At 62.8% G+C, this 23,151-nt stretch carries 27 protein-coding genes; 14 read left to right on the top strand and 13 right to left on the bottom strand.

Annotated elements, in window-relative coordinates; genetic code table 11:
- From G6N73_RS02140 to G6N73_RS02130, 3 genes are all read right to left on the bottom strand, one after another.
- Positions 1-906 (bottom strand): carbohydrate ABC transporter permease, encoded by a 906-nt coding sequence (locus tag G6N73_RS02140; protein WP_165022625.1) that lies wholly within the window; start codon positions 904-906, stop codon positions 1-3.
- 74 nt (positions 907-980) lie between these two features.
- On the bottom strand, positions 981-2,291 hold the full coding sequence (locus G6N73_RS02135) for an ABC transporter substrate-binding protein (protein WP_165022622.1): 1,311 nt from the start codon (positions 2,289-2,291) through the stop codon (positions 981-983).
- Positions 2,292-2,650: 359 nt separating this feature from the next.
- The gene (locus tag G6N73_RS02130; protein ID WP_165022619.1) at positions 2,651-3,295 is read right to left on the bottom strand and encodes a TetR/AcrR family transcriptional regulator; all 645 of its coding nucleotides are present in this window, start codon (positions 3,293-3,295) and stop codon (positions 2,651-2,653) included.
- An 86-nt stretch (positions 3,296-3,381) separates the two neighbouring features.
- Between G6N73_RS02130 and G6N73_RS02125 the strand changes: the two genes are divergently transcribed.
- The 9 genes from G6N73_RS02125 (at position 3,382) to G6N73_RS02085 (ending at position 11,952) form a co-directional block, all read left to right on the top strand.
- Entirely contained in the window at positions 3,382-4,578 is a 1,197-nt protein-coding gene (locus G6N73_RS02125) for a Tm-1-like ATP-binding domain-containing protein (RefSeq protein ID WP_165022616.1), read from the top strand.
- 8 nt (positions 4,579-4,586) lie between these two features.
- Complete coding sequence (locus tag G6N73_RS02120) at positions 4,587-5,450, top strand: phosphoenolpyruvate hydrolase family protein (RefSeq protein ID WP_165022613.1); 864 nt, start codon at positions 4,587-4,589, stop codon at positions 5,448-5,450.
- A complete protein-coding gene (locus G6N73_RS02115) occupies positions 5,447-5,860 on the top strand; it encodes a cupin domain-containing protein (protein ID WP_165022610.1) in 414 nt (137 codons plus the stop codon). The genes G6N73_RS02120 and G6N73_RS02115 overlap by 4 nt, the downstream gene beginning before the upstream one ends.
- 911 nt (positions 5,861-6,771) lie before the next feature.
- Positions 6,772-7,320: an ATP-dependent protease subunit HslV gene (gene hslV, locus G6N73_RS02110; protein ID WP_165022607.1), complete on the top strand. Its 549-nt coding sequence runs from the start codon at positions 6,772-6,774 to the stop codon at positions 7,318-7,320.
- The gene (locus tag G6N73_RS02105) at positions 7,310-7,828 is read left to right on the top strand and encodes a GNAT family N-acetyltransferase (RefSeq protein ID WP_165022604.1); all 519 of its coding nucleotides are present in this window, start codon (positions 7,310-7,312) and stop codon (positions 7,826-7,828) included. The genes hslV and G6N73_RS02105 overlap by 11 nt, the downstream gene beginning before the upstream one ends.
- A complete protein-coding gene (locus G6N73_RS02100) occupies positions 7,825-8,430 on the top strand; it encodes a DUF2585 domain-containing protein (protein ID WP_165022601.1) in 606 nt (201 codons plus the stop codon). The genes G6N73_RS02105 and G6N73_RS02100 overlap by 4 nt, the downstream gene beginning before the upstream one ends.
- 16 nt (positions 8,431-8,446) lie before the next feature.
- A complete protein-coding gene (locus G6N73_RS02095; protein ID WP_246251563.1) occupies positions 8,447-9,544 on the top strand; it encodes a hypothetical protein in 1,098 nt (365 codons plus the stop codon).
- Between the two features lie 21 nt (positions 9,545-9,565).
- Positions 9,566-10,879 carry an ATP-dependent protease ATPase subunit HslU gene (gene hslU, locus G6N73_RS02090; RefSeq protein WP_165022595.1) on the top strand — a complete coding sequence of 438 codons (1,314 nt, stop codon included), beginning with the start codon at positions 9,566-9,568 and terminating at the stop codon, positions 10,877-10,879.
- Positions 10,880-10,992: 113 nt separating this feature from the next.
- On the top strand, positions 10,993-11,952 hold the full coding sequence (locus G6N73_RS02085) for a DUF1402 family protein (protein WP_165022592.1): 960 nt from the start codon (positions 10,993-10,995) through the stop codon (positions 11,950-11,952).
- 30 nt (positions 11,953-11,982) lie between these two features.
- Here G6N73_RS02085 and G6N73_RS02080 read toward each other — a convergent pair whose 3' ends face one another.
- The 4 genes from G6N73_RS02080 to G6N73_RS02065 are packed head-to-tail and all read right to left on the bottom strand — an operon-like array spanning position 11,983 to position 14,717.
- Complete coding sequence (locus tag G6N73_RS02080; RefSeq protein ID WP_165022589.1) at positions 11,983-12,351, bottom strand: helix-turn-helix domain-containing protein; 369 nt, start codon at positions 12,349-12,351, stop codon at positions 11,983-11,985.
- A complete protein-coding gene (locus G6N73_RS02075) occupies positions 12,348-12,887 on the bottom strand; it encodes a Smr/MutS family protein (RefSeq protein ID WP_165022586.1) in 540 nt (179 codons plus the stop codon). The genes G6N73_RS02080 and G6N73_RS02075 overlap by 4 nt, the downstream gene beginning before the upstream one ends.
- The gene (gene mltA, locus G6N73_RS02070) at positions 12,884-13,987 is read right to left on the bottom strand and encodes an MltA domain-containing protein (RefSeq protein WP_165022584.1); all 1,104 of its coding nucleotides are present in this window, start codon (positions 13,985-13,987) and stop codon (positions 12,884-12,886) included. Before mltA ends, G6N73_RS02075 begins: the two co-directional genes overlap by 4 nt.
- Before the next feature lie 25 nt (positions 13,988-14,012).
- A complete protein-coding gene (locus G6N73_RS02065; protein ID WP_165022581.1) occupies positions 14,013-14,717 on the bottom strand; it encodes a Tim44/TimA family putative adaptor protein in 705 nt (234 codons plus the stop codon).
- Positions 14,718-14,916: 199 nt separating this feature from the next.
- Here G6N73_RS02065 and G6N73_RS02060 point away from each other — a divergent pair, with 199 nt between their 5' ends.
- Both G6N73_RS02060 and secB read left to right on the top strand, forming a co-directional pair.
- Positions 14,917-15,405: an FxsA family protein gene (locus tag G6N73_RS02060; protein WP_165022578.1), complete on the top strand. Its 489-nt coding sequence runs from the start codon at positions 14,917-14,919 to the stop codon at positions 15,403-15,405.
- Between the two features lie 99 nt (positions 15,406-15,504).
- On the top strand, positions 15,505-16,020 hold the full coding sequence (gene secB / locus G6N73_RS02055; RefSeq protein ID WP_165022575.1) for a protein-export chaperone SecB: 516 nt from the start codon (positions 15,505-15,507) through the stop codon (positions 16,018-16,020).
- Between the two features lie 52 nt (positions 16,021-16,072).
- Here secB and dnaQ read toward each other — a convergent pair whose 3' ends face one another.
- The 6 genes from dnaQ to G6N73_RS02025 form a co-directional block, all read right to left on the bottom strand.
- Positions 16,073-16,801 (bottom strand): DNA polymerase III subunit epsilon, encoded by a 729-nt coding sequence (dnaQ, locus tag G6N73_RS02050; RefSeq protein ID WP_165022572.1) that lies wholly within the window; start codon positions 16,799-16,801, stop codon positions 16,073-16,075.
- 64 nt (positions 16,802-16,865) lie between these two features.
- Complete coding sequence (coaE, locus tag G6N73_RS02045) at positions 16,866-17,462, bottom strand: dephospho-CoA kinase (RefSeq protein WP_165022569.1); 597 nt, start codon at positions 17,460-17,462, stop codon at positions 16,866-16,868.
- Positions 17,459-18,301, bottom strand: a complete 843-nt coding sequence (locus G6N73_RS02040; protein WP_165022566.1) for a shikimate dehydrogenase — start codon at positions 18,299-18,301, stop codon at positions 17,459-17,461. The genes coaE and G6N73_RS02040 overlap by 4 nt, the downstream gene beginning before the upstream one ends.
- Positions 18,294-18,893 carry a Maf-like protein gene (locus G6N73_RS02035; protein WP_165022563.1) on the bottom strand — a complete coding sequence of 200 codons (600 nt, stop codon included), beginning with the start codon at positions 18,891-18,893 and terminating at the stop codon, positions 18,294-18,296. The genes G6N73_RS02040 and G6N73_RS02035 overlap by 8 nt, the downstream gene beginning before the upstream one ends.
- A 28-nt stretch (positions 18,894-18,921) precedes the next feature.
- The gene (locus G6N73_RS02030; protein ID WP_165022560.1) at positions 18,922-19,743 is read right to left on the bottom strand and encodes a pyruvate, phosphate dikinase/phosphoenolpyruvate synthase regulator; all 822 of its coding nucleotides are present in this window, start codon (positions 19,741-19,743) and stop codon (positions 18,922-18,924) included.
- Positions 19,740-20,030 carry a hypothetical protein gene (locus tag G6N73_RS02025; protein ID WP_165022557.1) on the bottom strand — a complete coding sequence of 97 codons (291 nt, stop codon included), beginning with the start codon at positions 20,028-20,030 and terminating at the stop codon, positions 19,740-19,742. The genes G6N73_RS02030 and G6N73_RS02025 overlap by 4 nt, the downstream gene beginning before the upstream one ends.
- Positions 20,031-20,139: 109 nt before the next feature.
- Between G6N73_RS02025 and hemE the strand changes: the two genes are divergently transcribed.
- From hemE to rho, 3 genes are all read left to right on the top strand, one after another.
- Positions 20,140-21,174 (top strand): uroporphyrinogen decarboxylase, encoded by a 1,035-nt coding sequence (hemE, locus tag G6N73_RS02020; protein ID WP_165022554.1) that lies wholly within the window; start codon positions 20,140-20,142, stop codon positions 21,172-21,174.
- A complete protein-coding gene (hemJ, locus tag G6N73_RS02015; protein ID WP_165022551.1) occupies positions 21,171-21,707 on the top strand; it encodes a protoporphyrinogen oxidase HemJ in 537 nt (178 codons plus the stop codon). The genes hemE and hemJ overlap by 4 nt, the downstream gene beginning before the upstream one ends.
- 159 nt (positions 21,708-21,866) lie before the next feature.
- Positions 21,867-23,132, top strand: coding sequence for a transcription termination factor Rho (gene rho / locus G6N73_RS02010; protein WP_206078591.1), 1,266 nt, complete (start codon positions 21,867-21,869; stop codon positions 23,130-23,132).
- Positions 23,133-23,151 lie beyond the last annotated feature (19 nt).

Below are 23,151 nucleotides of genomic sequence, written 5' to 3'. Positions count from 1 at the left end.
TCAGCGCTCCTTCACCTTGTTGAGATACTTCACGTAGATGTTGGTGATGGCCAGAACCATGATCAGCACGATGTAGGCGAGCGCGCAGGACATGCCCGTCTGCCATTCTTGGAACGCCATTTTGTAGAGCCGGATCGAGATGACCTCGGTCGTCGGCTGGCTGGACAGGATATAGGCGAGGTCGAAGGTCTTGAACGCTTCCATGGTCCTGAAGATGATCGCGATCATCAGGATCGGCGCTACCAGCGGCAGAGTGATTCGGAAGAAGGTGTAGAACGGCCCGGCGCGGTCGATCGCCGCCGCCTCGTAAAGATGCTTCGGCACGGCCGAGAGGCCGGCGAGCGAAAGCAGCATCACGAAAGGCGACCACATCCAGATGTCGGTGATGGCGATGGCGTAGAGGGCCATGTCCGGGTTGGACAGCCATTCGAAATTGCCGAGGCCGAGCACGTAATTGATGACGCCCCAGGAGGGGTTGTAGAGCAGCTTCCAGAACAGGCCGACGACCGCCATGGAAAGCATCATCGGCAGCAGCAGCAGCGTCGTGATGAGCCCCTTGAACGGGATCGCCCGGTTCAACAGCATGGCGACGCCGAAGCCGACAAGAACCTGTCCGGCGACCGAGACGATGACGTATTTCGCGGTGATGGCGAAGTTCGACCAGATGAACGGATCGTTGAGCAGCGCCCGGTAGTTGGCGAGGCCGACGAAATTCGCCGGCGCGTTGGTCGAGGCGCGGAAATCGGTGAACGAATACCCAAGCGAATAGAGCAGCGGGAAGATGTTGAAGACGATCAGGAAAACGATCGTCGGGATGATGAAGAGGTTTCGGATCGAGATGTCGCTCAAGCCCCGCGAGGCGGCGCGCGATTTCGGATCCAGCGTGGTCATGACGGCAGTGGCCAAAACTCTCCTCCTCTGAGAGCCCGCAGGAAAAGAAAAAGAGGGGGCGCGGTCGCCCCCTCCGGGACTTCAGTCCGTTACTGCATGCGGCCGTACTTCTTGAAGGTCGCGTTCCAGTCCGCAGCCAGGGCGTCGAGTGCTTCCTTGGCCGTGCCCTGGTCCCCGGTGATGAAGGGGTAGAGGCGCTGGTTCATCGCGATCAGCAATTCGGCGTATTCCGGCGTAGCCCAGAAATCCTTCACCTTGAACATGGTCTGGTAGAAGGCTTCGTTATACGGCGTCGCCTTGCGGAACTCTTCCGATTCCAGCGTCTTGGCATGGGCAGTGTAGCCGCCGAGCTCGGCCCACTTCTTCTGGGTCTCGTCCTTGATGAACCATTCCAGGAATTTGAACGCCTCCTCCTGGTTCTGCGAGTAGGATACGATCGAGATGCCCTGGCCGCCGAGCGCAGCGTACTGATCGCCGTTCGGTCCGGGCGGGTTGGCGAAGAAGCCGGTGCCCTTGGCGTTCGGGTTCGAGGCTTCGTTGATGAGAGCCGGGAAGAAGGCGAAGTAGTTCATGCTCATCGCCGCCAGGTTCTCTGTGATCGCCTGGTTGTCCTCGATGAAGAAGCTCTTGGCCCAGCCCGGAGGCGTGAAGCCGTAGAGTTCCTTGTACGCCTCCAGCGCCTTGATGTTCTGCTCGGAGTTGACGACGCCGTCGACTTTGTAGGTGGCATAGTCACCGAGCTCGCCGCCGAAGGAGAATATGGCGTTCTCGACGCCCATCACCAGCGCGTCATAGGAGTTGTCGGTGTAAATGGCGACGCCGTAGCGCTTCTCGTCGGGGCGGTGGAAGAATTCGGCGATGTCGCGAAGCTGCTTCCAGTCCTTCGGCACGCCGAGGTCGTAGCCGTATTTCGCCTTGAAGGCTTCCATTTCCTTCGGGTCTTCGAACCAGTCCTTGCGATAGGACCAGCCGACGGCGTCGCCTTCCGCAGGAACGGACCAGTACTTGCCGGAATTGGCCGGATATTCGGCGTAGTATTTCACCGTCGCCGGGGCCATCACCTCGGTGAGCTTGTGCTTGTTGAAGAACTCGGTGAGATCGACATAGTGGCCGCCTTCCGAGGCGGCGCCGATCCACTGGGAGTCGCCCACCACCATATCGTACGCCGATCCCTTGGCGTTGAATTCGGTGAAGGCCTTGGTCTGGAAATCGGACCACGGGGTGGTCTCGACGGTAACCTTGACGCCGGTTTCCGCTTCGTACTCGTTGACGAGTTCCTGCAGATAGTTGGCAGGATCCCATTCGGCCCAGAATATGGTCAGTTCCTGCGCGAAAGCCGATGTTCCGCAGGCGAGAGTAAAGCCGATACCGGCAAGAATGCCGGTTACTGTCTTGCGCATTACAAGTTCCTCCCTGTGTGCACTCTATCGTTGGCAAGCCGGTTTTTCGCACCGGCCTGGTAGTTCTCCTTAACGCTGCTTGCGGTTCAGACCCTCCCAGGCCATCCTCTTGAACCGATTTAGGGCTTACACCCGACAAGCTCCTCCTTCCAATCTGGTATTACCAATCGAAAGCGGTCGTCAAGCTGTTTCTTCCGGTGGTTGAGCCGGCCGGAAAGCAGTTTTCGGTTCGATTTGGCTTCATTGTCACTCGTTTATGCTTCAAAGCCACCGCAAACTCCGCCAGGCTGACGGGCCCGGCCGCGGATGTCAGATTGGCAACTGGCCCAATCTGGTAGAACCAGTTCCTTGGCCAGCGCCTAATGCTCTCTCCCATGTTCTCCTGCGGCTCCCCGCACCAGCGTCGCCGCCGCCCATTGGGCCACCGCGCGCGTTTGCTCGCCATCCAGACCCCAAATGTCCTTCAGAACGATCAGGACTTCAACGCCGAAAACCAGTGAAAGCGCCTGCGCCAGGCGATCGACTTGTTTGGGCGGCAGCGAGCCGCGCAGCGGCGCCAGCGCATCGCGCAACAGATCGACGCGGTGGCCGCGCGTGAATTGCGGCTCCGCGCCCAGTGTCCCTGCCTGTCGCTTTGCCCACTGTTCGAGCGAGAGCTTGAGCGCCGCCTTGAAGGTGGCTTCGAATTCCTCGATGCGCGGCAGCGAAGTGGCGATGAGATCGGCCACCCGCTCCGCCGGATCGGTCTTTTCCGAACTCCAGGTCAGGATAGGCCCGAGACCCTCGTCGACGACCGCCTGCACCAGGGCGGCCTGGCTGGGAAAATAACGATAGGCCGTCGCTCGCGATACGCCCGCCGCCTCGGCGGCCTCGCTGACCGACGGCGTCGCACCGCCCTGCATCAGGCGCGTCGCGGTCTCCAGCATCAGCCGGCGCGTCCGCGCCTTTGGCCCGCGCTCTGCCTCATCCACAGCGCTTGTCGATTGTTGACGTGAGACATCCATATCAATACGATACGCGCGTCTCAAAAAATTGCAACGCTCATTTTTGGGCGCAGGCGACGCGGCGGGACGAGCCTCGGAGGAGCGCGGTGAAGCGCATTTACGTCGTCGGCACGGCCGACACCAAGGGCGAAGAGCTCGACTACCTGACAGCCGCGATAGCGGCTGCGGGCGGAATGCCGCTGCGGGTCGACATCGGCATCACGACGCCCGCGCGGCCCGCGGATATCTCCGCCGCCGAAGTGGTGGCCGGCGCTCCCGACAACATCAAATCCGATCTCTCATCGGGTGATCGCGGCCGAGCCGTCGCGGCGATGGCGGCCGCCTTCGCCGGCTTCATAAAAACCCGCGACGACATAAGCGGCATCATCGGCATCGGCGGCGGCGGCGGCACCTCGATCGTGACCGCCGGCATGCGCGAACTGCCGCTCGGCCTGCCCAAGCTCATGGTCTCGACGCTCGCCTCCGGCGACGTCGCCCCTTATGTCGGCGTCTCCGACATCATCATGGTGCCGTCGATCACCGATATGGCCGGGCTCAACCGCATCAGCCGCGCCATTTTGCACAATGCGGCGCAGGCGATCGTCGCGATGGCGGCCAATCCGCCGCCCGTCATGGCCGGCAAGCCGGCGCTCGGCCTGACCATGTTCGGCGTCACCACGCCCTGCGTGACGGCGATCAGCGAGGCGCTGCGCCCCGACTACGACTGCCTCGTCTTCCACGCCACCGGAACCGGCGGGCGGACGATGGAAAAACTTGCCGATTCCGGCATGCTCGCGGGCGTCATCGACATCACCACGACGGAGATCTGCGACCTCCTGTTCGGCGGCGTGCTGCCCGCCGGCGAGGACCGGCTCGACGCGATTGCGCGAACGAAAATCCCCTACGTCGGCTCGACGGGAGCACTCGACATGGTCAATTTCTGGGCGCCCGAAACCGTACCGGCGCCGTGGCAGGCGCGGCTGCTTTACCAGCACAACCCCAACGTCACGCTGATGCGCACGACCGCCGAGGAATGCCGGGAGATCGGCGCCTGGATCGGCCGCAAGCTCAACGCCTGCGAAGGACCGGTGCGCTTTCTCATCCCCGAAAAGGGCGTTTCGGCGCTCGACATTGAAGGCGGCGCCTTCTTCGATCCGGAGGCCGACGAAGAGATTTTCACCGCAATCGAAGCTGCCGTCACGCAGGCGCCGCAGCGCCGGATCGAGCGGCTGCCTCTCCACATCAACGACCCGCAATTCGCCGAGGCCGCTGTCGCGGCGTTCCGTGAAATCGCCAGACAATGAGAGCCTGAATGCCCGCAATTCCCCGCCAGCAAATTCTCGAAAAATTCCGCGCCATGGTGGATCGCGGCCAGCCGATCGTCGGCGGCGGCGCCGGCACCGGCATCTCGGCCAAGGCTGAGGAAGCGGGCGGCATCGACCTCATCATCATCTACAATTCCGGCCGCTACCGCATGGCGGGCCGCGGCTCGGCCGCCGGGCTGCTCGCCTATGGCAACGCCAACGAGATCGTCAAGGAGATGGCCTACGAGGTGCTGCCGGTGGTGAAGCACACGCCGGTGCTGGCCGGCGTCAACGGCACCGATCCGTTCGTCATCATGCCGCTGCTGCTGGCCGAGCTGAAGGCGATGGGCTTTTCCGGCGTGCAGAATTTTCCCACCATCGGCCTGTTCGACGGCTCCATGCGGCAAAGCTTCGAGGAAACCGGCATGGGTTTTTCGCTCGAGGTCGACATGATCGCGGAGGCGCACAAGCTCGATCTGCTGACCACGCCATACGTGTTCAACCCGGAAGAGGCCCGCGCCATGACCCGCGCCGGCGCCGATGTTATCGTTGCGCATATGGGCGTCACGACGGGAGGCACGATCGGAGCAACCTCGGCCAAGTCGCTCGACGACTGCGTCACGGAAATCGATGCGATTGCCGAGGCGGCGCGCTCGGTGCGCAAGGACGTCTTCGTGCTCTGCCATGGCGGGCCGATTTCCATGCCCGGCGATGCAAAATACATTCTCGACCGCTGCACCGGATGCCACGGTTTTTATGGCGCGAGCTCGATGGAGCGGCTGCCTGCCGAAACCGCCATTCGCAGTCAGACCGAGACATTCAAGGGGCTGGCGCTCGGGGCGCCGACGGAAAACAGGGGAGGAGCCGCATGACCAGGGAACGGAATTTCGTCTATCCGAAAGAGGTCGACACCTTCGCCTTCGACTGGGGCAGGCTGGCGCTGACGGTGGCGCCGGAGGTCAATGGTGCGGCGCGGTTCTCCGGCGGCGTGGTCGATCTGCAGAAGGGCCAGGGCCATGCCCGGCACAACCATCCGGGCGCGGAGGAGATCATCTTCGTGATTTCCGGAACCGGCGAGCAGATGGTCGAGGACGAAGAGGGCAATCCGGTAGTGCGGAAGGTCGGGCCCGGCTGCACGATCTATGTGCCCGAAAGCCGCTTCCATTCGACGACGAACACCGGCGACGGGCTGATGCAGCTTTTCGTCGTCTATTCGCCGGCGGGCCCGGAACTGGCGCTGCGCGAACTGCCCGATTTCCGACTGGTGCCGCCGGCCGCTTGAGGGGAACCTCCACGACGCCGTTGATCCTCCCCCGTTTACGGGGGAGGGGGACCGCCGAAGGCGGTGGAGGGGGCGCTGCCACCCAACTGTGGATAGAATCCATCCCCATTTCGGCTCGTTCGCAAAAAGAACTGTTGCGGATCAATGGCATAACAGCCGGCGGGAAGAATCTTCGCACCGGATTTGTTCACACATCCTGCCCTTCCCGCATAATCCTCGGCATCGCCCTTGCGGGAACCGGTTCCGGACCGGGGATCGGTAGGGCGGCGGTGACCTCTCCCCGTGGATTCGGTTCCCACGGGCCTGAGGGCGTCCGACGGGCCGGCATTCCGGAGCGAAGCGCCAATGCTTTGTTGAGGGAAGGCGGATCATCCGCGCGCCATTGTCCATGGAAAGAACATGGAGCGGGGCGCGTGACCGGTCGACCGTGGCGACAGACACCTGGCGGGCGGGCATGGGGAGTGCCTGTTCTTGTTTACGAATTCGTGCGGCGCTTTCCTGCCCGCCCGTCTTCCCGACTACCTCAATGGCCAGACGCGAGAGCGGGCGTGGCAAGGGAGAAGTGCGTCCTTCGAGGCTCGCGGAGCCTGTCCTCGGGCTTGCCAAAGGCAAGACCCGGGGGCTCGCACCTCAGGATGAGGATCGTGTGTTCGGCTAAACCTTCAAGATTGACGGTCGGCGCCCAACCTCCTTCATCCTGAGCCTGTCGAAGGATGAGGTGCGAGCGAAGCGAGCCTCGAAGGACGCACCTTGCCCTCTCCCCAACCGCCGCTTTGCCGGTCTGGGACTGGAGGCCACGGTGCCGCACACCCCGGATTGCATTCGGCAGGGCGTCGCATACATATGATCGCAACCATCCCTCGTACCGCGCCCTTCGCCTTCATGGGAATCGCGCGAAATCGGAGCAAAACATGTCGAATGAACTGACCATGCACGCCACGACCATCATCACGGTGCGCAAGGGCGGAAAAGTCGTTATCGCCGGCGACGGCCAGGTCAGCCTTGGCCAGACCATCATGAAGGGCAACGCCAAGAAGGTGCGCCGCCTCGGCAAGGGCAACGTGATCGCCGGCTTCGCCGGTGCGACCGCCGACGCCTTCACCCTGCTCGAGCGCCTCGAGGCCAAGCTTGAGCAATATCCCGACCAGTTGACGCGCGCCTGCGTGGAACTCGCCAAAGATTGGCGCACCGACCGCTATCTGCGGCGGCTCGAAGCGATGATGCTGGTCGCCGACAAGAATGTTTCTCTCGCGCTGACCGGCACCGGCGACGTGCTGGAGCCCGAACAGGGCGTCATGGCGATCGGCTCCGGCGGCAATTTCGCGCTGGCGGCCGCGCGCGCGCTGCTGGACACCGAAAAGGATGCCGAGGAGATCGCCCGCAGGGCGATGCTGATCGCGTCGGAGATCTGCGTCTACACCAACAGCAATTTCGTCATCGAAACCCTCGATGCCGCATAGGTCGAAGCCCCGGTACAGCTTCCGGCCGGTGACGCCCGACGATCTTGAGATGATCGCCGGCTGGCTCGCCGAACCGCATGTGGCGGAATGGTGGGACGATCCCGATGAACAAATCGCGTCGATCCGCGAGCATATCGACAGCATCTCCGTCGAACCGCTGATCATCGAGCTCGACGGCAGGCCGATCGGCTATCTCCAGAGCTACGACCCGCATCTGGAAGACGACCATCCCTACCAGGACCAGCCCTTCGGCACGCTCGGCATCGACCTTTCGATCGGCGTCCCGGATCTGGTCGGCATCGGCCACGGATCGGCGATCGTGCGGCAATTCGTCGAAGAACTCTTCGCGGAGGGGACGCCGCGCGTGATAATCGATCCGGACCCGGCAAATCTCCGGGCGATTCGAGCCTACGAAAAGGCCGGCTTCAAGGCCTTCGACAAGCGCACATCGGTCTATGGTCCCGCGCTGATGATGGCGCGCGACAATGAAGAGGGGGAATTTTCATGACCGTAACGCAGGCGGTAGATCCGCAAGCCGCGGGACACAGGCGCATTTTCCTGGCCGGGGTACTCGTGGCCGCCGCGCTGATCGCCGCGCAGGGCATCGCGCTCTACATTATGGGCCAGCCGCCGATCTGCGAATGCGGAACGGTCAAGTTCTGGCACGGCCAGGCGCTGAGCAGCGAGAACAGTCAGCACCTCGCCGACTGGTACACGTTCTCGCATATCATCCACGGCTTCCTGTTCTATTGGCTGCTCTGGCTGGTCATGCCGCGCGTCAATGTCGGCGTCCGCCTGGCATTCGCCGTGGTGATCGAGGCTGGCTGGGAGCTTCTGGAAAACACCGACTTCATCATCAACCGCTACCGCGACTCGACGATCTCGCTCGATTATTTCGGCGACAGCGTCATCAACTCGGTGTCCGACACGCTGTGGATGGTGCTGGGCTTTGCCATGGCCGCGCGGCTCCCTATATGGTTGACCGTGACCCTCGCGCTCGCCTTCGAAATAGGCGTGGGCCTCGTCATCCGCGATAACCTGACCCTCAACGTGATCATGCTGCTGCACCCATTCGAGTTCATCAAGCAGTGGCAATCTGGGCCTGTGTGACGCCATGACCGTTGCAATGAACATTCCCGTCCGCGCCATCTCGGAAAACACCCTGCAGGCCGCCGTAGCGCAGGGACTGCTGTCGGCCGAACAGGCACAGGGCCTTCGCGATCTGGAGGTCGTGCAGGTCGCGGCATCGGAACCGGAGGACGACGAGAAGCTGCGCTTCATCAGCGGCTTTGGCGATATCTTCGTGACGATCGGCCTCGCGCTCTTTCTTGGCGCCCTTAGCTATTTTGCCTACGAGGCGTTCAGCCTTTTCGGAACAGCCGCCATTCTGGCAGTGACCGCGTGGGGCCTGGCCGAATTCTTCACCCGAGCGCGGCGCATGGCGCTGCCCAGCATCGTCCTGCTGATCGTCTACACCGCCGCGGTATTCCTTGCGTTCTATCATGCGTTCGATACCCTCACCGAACAGACTGCGGGTTTCCTCCCTGGCCTCGGCTTCGGTCGACTGCGCTTCGATGATCCGCTGGCGGTCGCAGGCGCCGCGCTGGTGACGGTGGCCGGCGCAGGGTTGCACTACTGGCGTTTTCGCGTTCCGATTACGATCGCAGCCGGTATGCTGGCGCTTGTCGGCGCCGTCGTTGGCCTGCTTTACACGGCGGCGCCGGACTTCGTCGAATATGCGTCTACCTATATCGTGCTGATCTGCGGTCTCGCCGTGTTCGCGCTCGCCATGCGCTTCGACATGAGCGACCCGCAGCGGGTGACACGCCGCACCGACATCGCGTTCTGGCTCCATCTTCTGGCGGCGCCGATGATCGTGCATCCCCTGATCCGCGGCTTTGCGCCGGAATCGGAAATGACCAGCACGGCTTCGGCCTGGGGCATCCTCGCCGTGTTCTCCGTGCTTGCTGTCGTCGCGGTCCTGGTCGATCGGCGCGCCGTGCTGGTCTCCGGACTGTCCTATGCCGGCATTGCCTTCGCCTCGCTGGTCGGCGCGAGCGGGCTTATCGACGGTGTCGTGCCGCTTACCATCCTCATGCTCGGCGCAATCGTGCTGGTTCTAAGCGCCGGCTGGCGCCGCCTGCGAGGCTTGCTGCTTGGCATGCTGCCGCCGACTATTGCACTGCGGCTTCCCGGTTCCCATCTGCGCCACCTGCAGACTTGAGTCAGTCAAAGAGCATTTACAATGACCACATTTTCCCCCCGCGAAATCGTTTCCGAGCTCGACCGCTACATTATCGGCCAGAAGGACGCCAAGCGCGCGGTCGCCATCGCGCTGCGCAACCGCTGGCGTCGGCAGCAGCTCGAAGGCGAGATGCGCGAAGAGGTGATGCCGAAGAATATCCTGATGATCGGCCCCACCGGCGTCGGCAAGACCGAGATTTCACGCCGCCTCGCCCGGCTGGCGGGCGCGCCCTTCATCAAGGTCGAGGCGACCAAGTTCACCGAGGTCGGTTATGTCGGGCGCGATGTCGAGCAGATCATCCGCGATCTGGTCGAGGTCGCCATCGGCCTCGTACGTGAAAAGATGCGTGAGGAAGTCAAGGCTCGGGCGCATCTCAATGCGGAGGAGCGCGTGCTGGAAGCGCTGGTTGGCAAGACGGCGAGCCCGGCTACCCGCGACAGCTTCCGCAGGAAGCTGCGCGACGGCGAGCTCGACGACAAGGAGATCGAGATCGAGGTGGCCGATACCGGAACCGGCGGCCTGCCGAGCTTCGAGATACCCGGCATGCCCGGAGCCAATATCGGCGTCATGAACATCAGCGACATGCTCAACAAGGCGATGGGCGGCCAGCGCACCAAGACCCGCAAGACGACGGTGAAGGAGTCCTACTCCCACCTGATCGACGACGAGTCCGACAAGCTTCTCGATCAGGACCAGGTCGTGCAGTTGGCGCTGCAGTCGGCGCAGAACGACGGCATCGTCTTCCTCGACGAGATCGACAAGATCGCGGCGCGCGACGGCGGCATGGGCGCCGGCGTCAGCCGCGAAGGTGTGCAGCGCGATTTGCTGCCGCTGGTCGAAGGCACCACGGTCGCCACCAAATACGGGCCGATCAAGACAGACCATATCTTGTTCATCGCCTCCGGCGCTTTCCACGTGTCGAAGCCGTCGGATCTTCTGCCGGAATTGCAGGGCCGGCTGCCCATCCGCGTCGAGTTGCGGGCGCTGGAAAAAGACGATTTCCGTCGCATTCTCACCGAACCGGAAGCAAGCCTGATCAAGCAGTACGTCGCCCTGATGGATACGGAAGGCGTGAAGCTGGACTTTACCGAGGACGCTATCGACAGCCTGGCCGGAATTGCGGTCGACCTCAATGCGAGCCTGGAGAATATCGGCGCGCGCCGCCTGCAGACGGTGATGGAGCGGGTGCTCGACGACATCTCCTACAACGCACCGGACCGCTCCGGCTCGGAGATCACGATCGACGCCGACTATGTCCAGAAGAACGTCGGCGACCTGTCCAAGAACACAGATTTGTCGCGATTCATCCTTTAAAGGGCCGGCACCGGGTGGGGGGCCGGCGAAGAACGCCGGGCAACAGGGACTCGACTCCTATTCGGGCTTTACCTAGGTTGCGCGGCTGTGGGGCCATGGGGTTGCGGCGGCACATGACGAGATCATTTTCCTTGGCGGTTGCGCTGATCCTGGCGCTTGGCGCCGGTATTGCGCAGGCGCAAACGATCGTGCCCGTGGGCAATCGGTACCCGGAACAGCCCGGCGTCCCGGGCGCGTCGGCCAAGCGCACGCAGGCCGGCAAGACCAGCTTCGACGCCAAGTACCGCAAAGTCTATGCCCTGTTGCAGAGCGACCAGGAGTTGCGCTCCAAGATCAGGGCGACGGCCGACGCCTACGGCATCGACCCCATCCACATTGCCGGCGCGATCGTCGGCGAGCACACTTATAATGTCGACGCCTATGACCGGCTGCAGACTTACTACGTCAAGGCGGTGTCCTACCTCAGCAGCCAGCTGACCTTCAGCTACGGTGAGGAAGACATCGTCGATTTCATCGCACGGCCGGAATTTTCAGCCTGCGCGGACCTGTCGGACAGCTATAAGGTGTGGACCTGCCGCGAGCGCGTCTGGAACCGGGAATTCCGCGGCCGGACGGTGGGCGGCGTCTCCTATCCCGACGACCGCTTCAGCGCCACCTTTTTCCAGCCCTTCTATGCCGGGCAGACCTTCGGCATCGGTCAGCTCAACCCGCTGACCGCGCTGCAGATGAGCGATCTGGTGCATCAGGTCTCTGGCCTGCCGAAGCTCGACGCCGGGCAGCCGAACCACGTCTACGAAACCATCATGGATCCGGACCTGACCCTTCCCTATGTGGCGGCGACGCTGAAAAAGTCGATTGACGCCTACCGGACGATCGCCGGCTTCGACATCTCGCAAAATCCCGGCATCACCGCGACGCTGTATAATGTCGGCGATCCGGAAGCCCGCGCCTACGCGCTCAAGGCCGAGAACGAGAAGCGCTTCGCGGAAGGGCAAGAGCCTAGGCTTCCGGAAGAGAATTATTATGGCTGGCTCGTCAACGAGAAGCTGCCGGAGCTGAGGGCCCTGTTTTAGTTTTCCACGACCCGAACCTCCGTTCGTACGCTACCGCCGCTTCTCCAGCGCTGCCTCAACCTGGTCGATCAGGCTGCGGATCTGATCAGGTTCAAGCCGGCCTATGCTTGCCGCAAGCAGGTTCGCCAGTTCGGTAGCGACTGGTGACAAGCCCGACGTGTCTACGATGACGCGCGGATGCGACGTCTCGGCCAGCCGCTCCAGCTCCTCCGCATCATCCCAGATCACGTTGAAGTAGCCGATGATTTTCTGCACCAGCGCCCATCCCGGCGCGCCGCGGCGGCCATGTTCCAGCGCCGACAAATAGGCGGCGCTGACACCCAGCGCCCTGGCCATGTCCTTCTGGCTGACGCCACGCTCGCGCCTGAGCGCCCGCATCTTCGCCCCGAACGGCGTCACGGGTTTTTCGCAGGATGCCGGCGCAGCCGGACATAGAGCGCGCCGGCGCCGCCATGGTTACGGGCGGCGTGATCATGGCTGCTGACGAGCGGCCGGAACGGCGCGGTCGAGAGCCAGGCCGGAACGGCGCGCCGCAACACGCCCTCACCTCCCGACGACGAGCCTTTGCCGGTGATCACCAGCACGTAGCGCACGCCGCCGGCATGGGCCCGGTGCAGGAAGGAAAGCAGCAGCGAATAAGCCTGCTCCTGGCTCATGCCGTGCAGGTCGACGCGGCCCTCGATCGGCAGCCGGCCCTTCGCCAGCTTCTCGTATGTCGGTCTGTCGAGGGAATGCGAGACGATCTGCTTCGGCCGGGCGGCAGGCGAAACGGCGGGCTTGGGTGCAACCGTTTCCATCGCGTCTTCCATCGACGCCGGAGGAGGCTCGGGAATGTCGACCGCCCGCTTGCCCTTCAGCGGTTTTGCCGAGCGGGCGACGAGATTCCACAAGACGCGGTCTTCGTCACTCAGGCTCCTGTCCGAAGGCCTGCTCATGGCGCTGCCTCGGCCAAAGCGCGGGGGATGAGCGCGAAGAAATCCGCCTCGTTGCGTACCACGCCGGCTATTTCGCCGGCTTCATCGCCGGAGCCGGCAAAAAGGTCGCCGCGCGCCGCGCCGACGATCGCCGATCCGGTGTCCTGCGCGATCATCAGCCGGCGGAAGGGCTTTCCGCCGAAGGAGGTCAGCGACGGTGCGTCGATGAAGAAAGGCGTACCGAATGTGTGCAGCAGCCGGTCCACGGCGATCGATCGGCCGGGCGTCAGCGGCACTTTGGCCGCAGCTATGGGGCCGAGCGCCGGGTCGTCGACCGGCGCTTCGCGAAAGAAGATATAGGAGCGGTTCCGCTGCAGTATCTCATCGACGCGGTCCGGATTTCGCGCGAGCCATGCCCTTATCGACTGCATGGTCACCTCGCTCAGCGGGATTTCGCCGAGGTCGGCGAGCATCTTCCCCGGGCCGGAAAAGCGCTGGCCGGATTTGGCGGCATAAGTGACGCGCCGGAGCGAGCCGTCGGGCATATGGAGCCGCGCTGCGCCCTGCACGTGAATGAAGAAGGCGTCCACCTTGCTCTCGAGCCAGGCGATTTCTAGGTTCTGCCCGGCAAGCGCGCCGGTTTCGATCGCCGTGCGGTCGAAATATTCGACCAACCCAGCTTCGGTTTGCCTGGCGAACGCGAGATAAGGGTCCATTCCGTCCGGGCGGTTTTCATCGTCGATATCAACGAGATCTGCCGGGCGCGAAAGCAGCGGCACGCAAAAGCGCTCCGTACGGACCGGCGACGCCTCGACCTCGGGCTCGTAAAACCCGGTGACTAGACCGGAACCAGAATCTTCCGGCACGATGCGGGCCGGCACGAAGTAAATCTCGAAAAAGGCTTTCGCCTCCGCATGCGTCAGGGATTTCGTCGCCCGCGCAGCCTCATAAGCTTCGGCAAAGCTGGAAAAAACCACGCCCAGCGCGCCGGAGCGATACGGCTTCGACAGGACATACAAGGCCGAGCGCCGAAACGCTTCGAAAGCGCCGGATTGATCGTCCGCGATCCAGCCCGGCAGATCGGCAAAGGAGACAATCTGGAAGGCAGGCGAAAGCGGCACCGAACGGACCCCCGGCCGTCGAGCGTCAGTCTTCCTCTTCGGTCGCGACCAGCTTCCAGTTCGGATCGCGCGACCGCGTGTCACGGGCGAAGGTCCAGACATCCTTGACCTCGGCGACCGTTTCAGGATCGCCGTCTATGACGGCGCCGGCATTGTCGCGGGTCGCAGAGATCAGCTCGCTGACAATGCGCAGCGTAATGTGGGCTTCGCCATTTTTCATCTCGGCCGAGACGATGTCGGCCTTGTTTATGCCGACAAAGGAAGACTGGATTTTCTCGTTGCGCTTCTCGCGGTCGGCGATCGCCGCGACGAAGCCGTCATAGACCTCCCGGGAAAGCAGGTTTTTCAGCGTTTTGCGGTCGCCGTCGGCATAGGCCATGACGATCATCTCATAGGCCATCTTCGCGCCGTCGACGAAATTCTTGGGGTCGAAGGACGGATCGGCTTCCTTGATCGAGCGAAGCCCCTTGTTCAGCTCGGTTCCGGGCTTGGCGAAAGCGTCGATGGCGGCGAAGCTTTCCTCGGTTTCGGCAGCCGTGCGCTTGCGCGGCAGGGAGACGACGTTTTCAGGTTTTGCCGCCGCATCCTTGGTGCGCGCGCGGCCGGCCGTATAGGGATCGAAAGGCGGCCGCTCACTGCCGGTCCGGCGGCCCAGCACGTTGCGGAGCTGAAAAAAGATCACGACAGCCGCGATCAGAAAAAATATCGTGCCGAAATCGAAGAATTCCATGTCTTCCGCCAACCGATCCCGTGTCCCAGCGGGCTTGGGATGGCGAGATCGCCGTCCGGCGCCGCGTCGCGCTGTTCAATCACTGCATATAGAACGCATGCCGCAATCATTCAAATTAAAGCCGTGCATACCTATCTGTGGAGCGATGCGCCAGCATTGACTGGCCCATGCCCATTCCAACTCCAGCCCTGGCGGTTTCGTGCGCATTCCCTTCATCCCCCTCTTCCTGCTTGTGCTTCCGCTCCTGGAAATAGCAGGCTTCGTGCTGGTCGGCCGTCAGATCGGGGTTCTCGCCACGCTCGGGCTCATCGTGGCGACCGGCATTGCCGGCGCCATGCTGATGCGCTTCCAGGGCTTCGGGGTCATGACGCGCATCCGCCGCGACATCGAGGCCGGGCGCGACCCGGGGCGGGAGCTCGCCCACGGCATCATGATCCTCCTCGCAGGTTTCCTCCTGCTCATTCCTGGCTTCCTGACCGACATCCTCGGCATACTGCTGTTCGTACCGAAGGTGCGCGACCTCGGCTGGCGGTTCCTGAAAAGTCGCGTCAATTTCGCAACCGATTTTTCCACGATGGGCGGTGGCTTTGCCCGGAGGGGACGCGGCCGCACCATCGACCTCGATCCCGACGACTATTCGAAAGGGGGGTCTCCGGGATCGCCCTGGCGACAGATAGACGACGAGTGACGGCAAGAGCCCTTTTCCTTGTCTTGGCATGCCGCGCATGCTAGCGAACGCTCGATTTAAACGGGCCGCCGCGCGGCTGAACCAAGAGGACCGTGGCTGATGGCCAGCAAAGAAAAAGAAAACGAGTCGGCCGGAACGCCGATCAGCGGAAACGGAAACGCCGGAACGACCCAGGCTTCGCTCAACGTGCTTGCCCAATATGTGAAGGATCTTTCCTTCGAGAGCCCCGGCGCGCCTAATTCACTGCGCGGCCGCGACAAGGCCCCGGGCATCAACATCAGCGTCAACGTCAACGCCAATCCGCTGTCGGAGAAGGAATTCGACGTCAATCTGTCGCTGAACGCCAAGGCCTCCTTCGACAAGGACGTGCTGTTCAATGTCGAGCTCGTCTATGGCGGCGTATTCCGCATCGAGGGTTTCCCGCAGGAGCACATGCTGCCGCTGCTGTTCATCGAGTGCCCACGGCTGCTGTTCCCCTTCGCACGCCAGATCATCGCCGAAGCCACCCGCAATGGCGGTTTCCCGCCGCTGATGCTCGATCCGATCGACTTCGCGCAGATGTTCCAGCAGAAGATGGCGGAGGACAAGACGGCCTCCAAGGTCAAGGTCAGCTGACGTCAGGCGACCTGGACACGGAAATGAAAAACCCGGCCTCGCGCCGGGTTTTTTACGCCTGAACCCGCAGGTCCGACCGGTCCTGGCGCAGCTGCGCCCAGATCGACTTTTCGCCCAGCTCGGCGACCAGCCTGGCATGGTTGGCGCGTTCATCGTCCGTCAGCCGCGAGGGCAGCGGCTCCGGCCGCGCCTGGATGGAAAGTTCCACGTGAATCATTGCGGCGCCGCCTGCCGGCGTTGACGCGACCGCGTCCAGGATAAGCGCTGCCTGCTTGCCGCCGATCAGCTCGATATAGACTTCGGCCAGAAGCTCCGAATCGAGCAGCGCGCCATGCTTGGTGCGGCGGCTGTTGTCGATGCCGTAGCGCCGGCAGAGCGCGTCGAGTGAATTCGGCCCCATCGGGTGCTTGCGCCGCGCCAGGGCCAGAGTGTCGACGACCCGGTCCGGACCGATCGCCGGCGCGCCGAGCCGCCCCAGTTCGGCATTGATGAAGCCCATGTCGAAGCCGGCATTGTGCGCGACCAGCTTGGCGCCATCGACAAATTCGAGGAACTGGCCGGCGATCTCCGCGAACGGCGGCTTGTCCTTAAGGTCGGCATTGCTGATACCGTGCACGGCCTGCGCGTCCGGATGCACGTCGCGGCCTTGCGGATTGATGAAAACATGGAAATTGCGGCCGGTGGGGAAGCGGTTGACGAGCTCGACGCCGCCGATCTCGATGATACGGTCGTCTCGCGCGTCGAGCCCGGTCGTTTCCGTATCGAATATGATTTCGCGCATTGGTACCGAATCACTCCACGGCCAAGCTTGGCCGCAGCGGGCTTTTTGAGCAAGGGCGGCGCTGTTAGCCCGTTGGTTTGTCCCCGGTCAAGTCGGCGATGATGCGGGCGACTTCGGCCCGCGCGGCTTCCAGGCCCTGGCTGCTGTCGATGATGAAATCAGCCTGCCGGCGCTTTTCGGCGTCCGGAACTTGGCTGGCCAGGATTGCGTCGAGCTTTTCCTCGGTCATGCCGGGCCGGGCCAGTACGCGCTCGCGCTGGACCTCGGCCGGGGCGGTGACAACGACGACCTTCTCGACGCGGCCGCGGCCGCCGGTCTCGAACAGAAGCGGGATATCGAGCACCACCAGCGGCGTTTTGGCGTCGCGGTGGCGCGTGACAAAGGCGTCGGCATCGGCACGGACCAGCGGGTGGATGATCGACTCGAGCTTCTTCATCGCTTCCGGCCTGCCGAGAACCTGGGCGGCGAGCTGCGCCCGATCGACCGTTCCGCCCCGCACCGTTCCCGGAAACGCCTCCTCGATCAGCGGCGCTGCCTTGCCGGTATAGAGGCGATGCACCGTTTCATCGGAATCGTGCACCGGCACGCCGGCTTCCCTGAACATTTTCGCGGTGGTCGATTTGCCCATCCCGATTGATCCGGTAAGGCCGAGCACGATCATGATGCGGTCTCGAGGTCGCCGACGATCAGCCTGCGCAGCTCCGCATCGACCTCCGGTCGCCTGCCGAACCAGTGTTCGAAGCCTGGAACCGCCTGATGCAGCAACATGCCGAGCCCATCGACGGTCTTCAGCCCGCGCCGGCGTGCAGCCGCTAGCAGCGGCGTTTCGAGCGGGACATAAACGATGTCGGTCACAATCGCCCGGTCGGGCAAAGTTGCCGGGTCGACGGCGATCTCGGCATTGCCGTACATGCCGAGCGCGGTTGTGTTGACAAGCAGGTCCGCATCGCCGAGCAACTCGGTCGCCGCACCTGGAGCGTGAGCCGTTACGCCGGGGCCGAACTGGTCCGCCAGTTCGACGGCGCGCGCCATCGTCCGGTTAACGACCCTGATATCGCGATAGCCGCGCTGCCTGAGCGCAAAGAGCACGGCGCGGGCGGCTCCGCCTGCTCCGAGCACCACCACGGTTCCGCGGTTTTCGGCCCAGCCGGGCGCGCGCTCATCAAGGTTGGCGGCGAAGCCCACCGCATCGGTGTTGCCGCCGCAAAGCACGCCGGCCTCGAACCATAGCGTGTTCACCGCGCCGATTTCTTCCGCCGCCTGGTCTCGACGCTCAACCAGCCGGCAGGCGGCTTCCTTGTGCGGAATCGTGACATTGCCGCCGGCATAGCCATTTTCGCGGATATGGCGGACAAAATCTGCGAAATCATCTGGCGCGACGTCGATCGCCATATAGCTGCCGGCGATTCCGTAGCGGGCGAGCCAATGGCCGTGAATGGCCGGCGAACGCGAGTGCGCGACAGGGTGCCCGCAAACAAAGGCCTTTACTGGCTCAGCCATCGATCGCCCCGAATTCGCGAAGAGCGGCGAGCACGGGCAGCAGTGGCAGGCCGACTATGGTGAAATAGTCGCCCTCGATCTTCTGGAACAGCTGGATGCCCTCGCCTTCGATCTGATAGGCCCCGACGCTCGACAGCGCTTTGACGCCAACCCGCGCCAGATGGCGGCCTATGAAGGCCGGGTCCAGTTCGCGCATGGTGAGGCTCGCTATGCCGACATGCCGCCACAGCGTCTGGCCACCGCGCACCAGGACCGCGGCGCTGTTCAAATGATGCGTCCTGCCAGACAGAGCGAGCAGATGCCGGCGCGCATCTTCCATGTCGCGCGGCTTGTGAAACACCCGATCGCCGAGCGACAGGGTCTGGTCGCAGCCGAGAACCAGTGCACTCGGATGGCTCTCGCTGACATTGGCGGCCTTGGCCTCGGCCAGGATCTGGGCCACCTCCTCCGGCGTCGCGCCGCTTCCCTCCAAGGGCGCTTCAAGCGCGCGCTCGTCGACGGTCGGCGGCACCGCGCTGAATTCGATCCCGGCATTGGCGAGGAGCGATTTTCGAAACGGACTGCCCGAGGCGAGGATCAGTTTTTCCGGCATTTGATTGGCCTTTGTTTTCAACGCGCCCCTACCGCGTCCTGCCGCGCAGGGCAACGATCGCCGCTGCGGTTTCTTCGATCGAGCGGCGGCTGACATCGATCATCGGCCAATTGTGCCTCGTGCAGATCTGCCGCGCATAGGCCAGTTCCTCGGCAATCGCCGCGCGGTCGACATAGCCATTGGCATCATAGCCGGCGGACGAGCCGAGAACCCGGTTCTGGCGCACCTGCGAAATCCGCTCCGCCGTCGCCACCAGCCCCACGATGAGCGGCTTCTTCGCGTTCGCCAGACTCTCGGGCAGCGGCACGCCGAGGACGATCGGGATGTTGGCGGTCTTGATGCCACGATTGGCGAGATAAATGCTGGTCGGCGTCTTTGAGGTGCGCGATATGCCGATCAGAACGATGTCGGCTTCCTCGATGTCGGAAGGCAGCTGGCCGTCATCGTGCTCCATGGTGAAGTTCAGCGCGTCGATGCGGCGGAAATATTCCGCGTCGAGCACATGCTGCGCGCCCACCCGGCGGCCGGCCGGCGTGCCGAGATAGGACTGGAACACGGTCAGAACCGGCTCGAGCACCGAGACGCAGGGCAGCCCCATCTGGGCAGCCTTCGCATCGATCTTGCCGGCGAGGTGCTGATCCACCACCGTGTAAAGCACGATGCCGGGCTCCTCCTCAATGTCCTCGAAGACCTTCGCCAGCTGTTTTTCCGTGCGAATGAGCGGATAAATGTGCTCGATCGCGCGCGCATCCTTGTATTGAGCCGAGGCCGCGCGGCCGGCGGCAAGCAGCGTCTCGCCGGTTGCGTCGGAGATCAGGTGCAGATGAAAGAAGCTCTGGGGTTTGTTCACAGGATCGGCCCGGGTCTGTGGTCAAATGTGCAAAAGCTGGCCGGTTCGGCCATCGCGGCGCCGGCGACTGTATCAGAACCGGCCTTGTCCACAATTCGATGCGCTGTCGGAATTGCCGATGCGGTTTGGAGGACTATGGGGATAAACTCCCTGGCTTGCCGGCGGTCGTCGGCTCCCGCAATTCGCTTGTCCTGCAAGTTATTGGTTTTGATTGCTGTTTCCAGGTCGTCCCCAGACTTTTCCAGCCCACAGCCAGCTTTGCGCGACAAAATGCTGGCTGGCGCCAAGCCGCCTCACTGGGATAGGCAGCAATTACCGATTTTAACAGACTCTTAGAATCAGAAGACTCTTTTCATAGAAATTATATTTAAGAACAGAAGCGAGGAACGTGCCCTGATGGCCAAAAGCCGCGTCATGCTGGACGCCCTGAGAGGCGAGACCGTGTTTCCGCCTCCGATATGGATGATGCGGCAGGCTGGGCGCTATCTGCCGGAGTACAGGGATTTGAGGAGGAAGGCGGGAAGTTTCCTCGATCTCTGCTACAATCCCGATTTGGCGGTCGAGGTGACCCTCCAGCCCATCAGGCGCTTCGGTTTCGACGCTTCGATCCTGTTCTCCGACATTCTGGTCGTGCCGCATGCGCTCGGCCGCGACCTGCGCTTCGAGGAGGGACGCGGGCCGGTGATGACGCCGATCAGGGCAAGGGAAGTCGAACAGCTCGACGGCCTGGTTTTCCATGATCGCCTGGCGCCGGTCTACGAGACGGTAGGGCGGCTGCGCGCCGAGCTGCCCGAAAGCACAACGCTGATCGGCTTTTGCGGCGCGCCATGGACGATCGCCACCTATATGATTGCCGGTCACGGCACTCCGGACCAGGCCCCGGCCAGGCTTTTTGGCTACCGCGAGCCACAGGCAATGAAAAAGCTGCTGGCGACGCTCGCGGATTACTCGGCCGACTATCTCATCCGGCAGATCGAGGCTGGCGCCGATGTTGTGCAGATATTCGATTCATGGTCCGGCGTGCTCGACGAGGCCTGTTTCGACGCGTTCTGTGTCAAGCCGGTGGCCGAAATCGTCAACAAAGTGCGGGCCGTACATCCCGGCGTGCCGATCATCGGCTTTCCGAAGGGCGCGGGCAGCCTCTATGGCGACTATCGCCGGAAGACCGGCGTTACCGCGCTTGGCCTCGACTGGACCGTTCCATTGACACAAGCGCGTGCCTTGCAGGCTCAAGGCGCCGTCCAGGGCAATCTGGATCCACTCAGGCTGGTGGCGGGCGGGGCGGCGCTGCGTGAGGGCGTGGACGCCATTTTGCGCGCGCTGGGCTCCGGCCCGCTGGTGTTCAACCTCGGTCACGGAATCACGCCTGAAACACCGATTGCGCATGTCGAGGCTATGATCAGGCAAATCAGAGATGGATCGGGTCGATGAACATCCCGGAGACGCAGCAATCTGGACGCAACGCGGCGAAAAGGGCGGCCGCCGCGATAGCGATCCTAGTCGTGCTGACGGCGCTGCTCTTCTTGCTTGATCCGGACAATCTCTATCTCTGGATAAAGGCGGTCCACGTTATCGCGGTGATCTCGTGGATGGCCGGCATGCTCTATCTGCCGCGCCTTTTTATCTACCATACCGGCGCCGAGCCCGGCTCCGTTCAGTCGGAAACCTTCAAGGTGATGGAACAGCGCCTGCTGCGGGTCATCATCAACCCGGCCATGATGGTCACCTGGGTGTTGGGACTGTGGCTGGCCTGGAAAGGTTTCGGCTTTTCAGGAGGATGGCTGCATGCGAAGATCGCACTGGTGGTTGTATTGTCCGGCGTGCATGGCTATCTCTCTGGGGCGGTGCGCAAATTCGCCGAGGATCGCAACGACAGATCGGCGCGTCACTGGCGCCTGGTCAACGAGGTGCCGACGGTGCTTATGATCGGCATCGTCATCCTTGTCGTCGTAAAGCCGTTCTGAGCCCGGCGTCACTGAAAAGCCGCCTTGCTCTTTTAGTTGCTTGGCGATAGAAGACTCGTCTTCCCTTCCGCCAAGCGCCGCCCCGAAATTCGAGTTGGCCGCATCCGGCGCCCATCGCATTCGCCGATAGCTTTCCCATTTCACATTCAGAGTCCGTCCATGCAGGAAATGAAACTCCAGGAGTTCAAGAACAAGAAGCCGATCGACCTGATCGCCTTCGCCGAATCGCTCGAGGTTGAAAACGCCAGCGTCATGCGCAAGCAGGAGTTGATGTTTGCGATCCTCAAGAAGCTCGCGGCGCAGGATGTCGAGATCATCGGCGACGGCGTGGTCGAGGTGCTGCAGGATGGTTTCGGCTTCTTGCGCTCGGCGAACGCCAATTATCTGCCGGGTCCGGACGATATCTATATCTCGCCTTCACAGATCCGGCGCTTTTCGCTGAAGACCGGCGACACTGTCGAGGGGCCGATCCGCAGCCCGAAGGAAGGCGAGCGCTATTTTGCCCTTCTCAAGGTCAATACGATCAATTTCGACGATCCGGAGAAGATCCGCCACAAGATCCACTTCGACAATCTGACGCCGCTCTATCCGAACGAGCGGCTGAAGATGGAAGTCGACAACCCGACCGGCAAGGACATCTCGGCGCGCGTCATCGACCTGGTGGCGCCGATCGGCAAGGGCCAGCGCGGCCTGATCGTGGCGCAGCCGCGCACCGGCAAGACGGTGCTTCTGCAGAACATCGCCCATTCGGTGACGACCAACCACCCGGAATGCTATCTGATCGTGCTTCTGATCGACGAGCGGCCAGAAGAAGTGACGGACATGCAGCGCTCCGTGAAGGGCGAGGTCGTATCCTCGACTTTCGATGAGCCGGCCGTGCGCCACGTCCAGGTCGCGGAAATGGTCATCGAGAAGGCCAAGCGCCTGGTCGAACATGGCCGCGACGTGGTCATCCTGCTCGATTCGATCACGCGCCTCGGCCGTGCCTACAACACGGTCGTGCCATCATCCGGCAAGGTGCTGACCGGCGGCGTCGACGCCAATGCATTGCAGCGGCCCAAGCGCTTCTTCGGCGCGGCCCGCAACATCGAGGAAGGCGGATCGCTCACCATCATCGCGACGGCGCTGATCGATACCGGCAGCCGCATGGATGAGGTGATCTTTGAAGAGTTCAAGGGCACCGGCAACTCCGAAATCGTCCTTGACCGCAAGGTGGCCGACAAGCGCATCTTCCCGGCGATGGACATCCTCAAGTCCGGTACCCGCAAGGAGGATCTGCTCGTTCCCAAGCAGGATCTGCAGAAGATTTTCGTGCTGCGTCGCATCCTGGCGCCGATGGGTACAACCGATGCGATCGAGTTCCTGATCGACAAGCTGAAGCAGACTAAGACAAACGCCGACTTCTTCGATTCGATGAACACATAATCGTCGATTCGCGCCCGTA

Origin of the sequence: Allomesorhizobium camelthorni (genome assembly GCF_011045125.1) — a bacterium.
In the GTDB taxonomy this organism is placed as follows: Bacteria; Pseudomonadota; Alphaproteobacteria; order Rhizobiales; family Rhizobiaceae; genus Allomesorhizobium; species Allomesorhizobium camelthorni.
This window is presented reverse-complemented; position numbering and strand designations above follow the sequence as displayed.

What these genes read in the sequence shown, in the direction of transcription:
- hemJ (WP_165022551.1), top strand. Translation starts at nt 21,171, where the DNA reads ATGAACATCCCGGAGACGCAGCAATCTGGACGCAACGCGGCGAAAAGG.
- G6N73_RS02115 (WP_165022610.1), top strand. Translation starts at nt 5,447, where the DNA reads ATGACCAGGGAACGGAATTTCGTCTATCCGAAAGAGGTCGACACCTTC.
- rho (WP_206078591.1), top strand. Translation starts at nt 21,867, where the DNA reads ATGCAGGAAATGAAACTCCAGGAGTTCAAGAACAAGAAGCCGATCGAC.
- hemE (WP_165022554.1), top strand. Translation starts at nt 20,140, where the DNA reads ATGGCCAAAAGCCGCGTCATGCTGGACGCCCTGAGAGGCGAGACCGTG.
- coaE (WP_165022569.1), bottom strand. Translation starts at nt 17,462, where the DNA reads ATGATCGTGCTCGGCCTTACCGGATCAATCGGGATGGGCAAATCGACC.
- G6N73_RS02105 (WP_165022604.1), top strand. Translation starts at nt 7,310, where the DNA reads ATGCCGCATAGGTCGAAGCCCCGGTACAGCTTCCGGCCGGTGACGCCC.
- G6N73_RS02065 (WP_165022581.1), bottom strand. Translation starts at nt 14,717, where the DNA reads ATGGAATTCTTCGATTTCGGCACGATATTTTTTCTGATCGCGGCTGTC.
- G6N73_RS02100 (WP_165022601.1), top strand. Translation starts at nt 7,825, where the DNA reads ATGACCGTAACGCAGGCGGTAGATCCGCAAGCCGCGGGACACAGGCGC.
- hslU (WP_165022595.1), top strand. Translation starts at nt 9,566, where the DNA reads ATGACCACATTTTCCCCCCGCGAAATCGTTTCCGAGCTCGACCGCTAC.
- G6N73_RS02040 (WP_165022566.1), bottom strand. Translation starts at nt 18,301, where the DNA reads ATGGCTGAGCCAGTAAAGGCCTTTGTTTGCGGGCACCCTGTCGCGCAC.
- secB (WP_165022575.1), top strand. Translation starts at nt 15,505, where the DNA reads ATGGCCAGCAAAGAAAAAGAAAACGAGTCGGCCGGAACGCCGATCAGC.
- G6N73_RS02135 (WP_165022622.1), bottom strand. Translation starts at nt 2,291, where the DNA reads ATGCGCAAGACAGTAACCGGCATTCTTGCCGGTATCGGCTTTACTCTC.
- G6N73_RS02095 (WP_246251563.1), top strand. Translation starts at nt 8,447, where the DNA reads ATGAACATTCCCGTCCGCGCCATCTCGGAAAACACCCTGCAGGCCGCC.
- G6N73_RS02035 (WP_165022563.1), bottom strand. Translation starts at nt 18,893, where the DNA reads ATGCCGGAAAAACTGATCCTCGCCTCGGGCAGTCCGTTTCGAAAATCG.
- dnaQ (WP_165022572.1), bottom strand. Translation starts at nt 16,801, where the DNA reads ATGCGCGAAATCATATTCGATACGGAAACGACCGGGCTCGACGCGCGA.
- G6N73_RS02085 (WP_165022592.1), top strand. Translation starts at nt 10,993, where the DNA reads ATGACGAGATCATTTTCCTTGGCGGTTGCGCTGATCCTGGCGCTTGGC.
- G6N73_RS02075 (WP_165022586.1), bottom strand. Translation starts at nt 12,887, where the DNA reads ATGAGCAGGCCTTCGGACAGGAGCCTGAGTGACGAAGACCGCGTCTTG.
- G6N73_RS02120 (WP_165022613.1), top strand. Translation starts at nt 4,587, where the DNA reads ATGCCCGCAATTCCCCGCCAGCAAATTCTCGAAAAATTCCGCGCCATG.
- hslV (WP_165022607.1), top strand. Translation starts at nt 6,772, where the DNA reads ATGTCGAATGAACTGACCATGCACGCCACGACCATCATCACGGTGCGC.
- G6N73_RS02130 (WP_165022619.1), bottom strand. Translation starts at nt 3,295, where the DNA reads ATGGATGTCTCACGTCAACAATCGACAAGCGCTGTGGATGAGGCAGAG.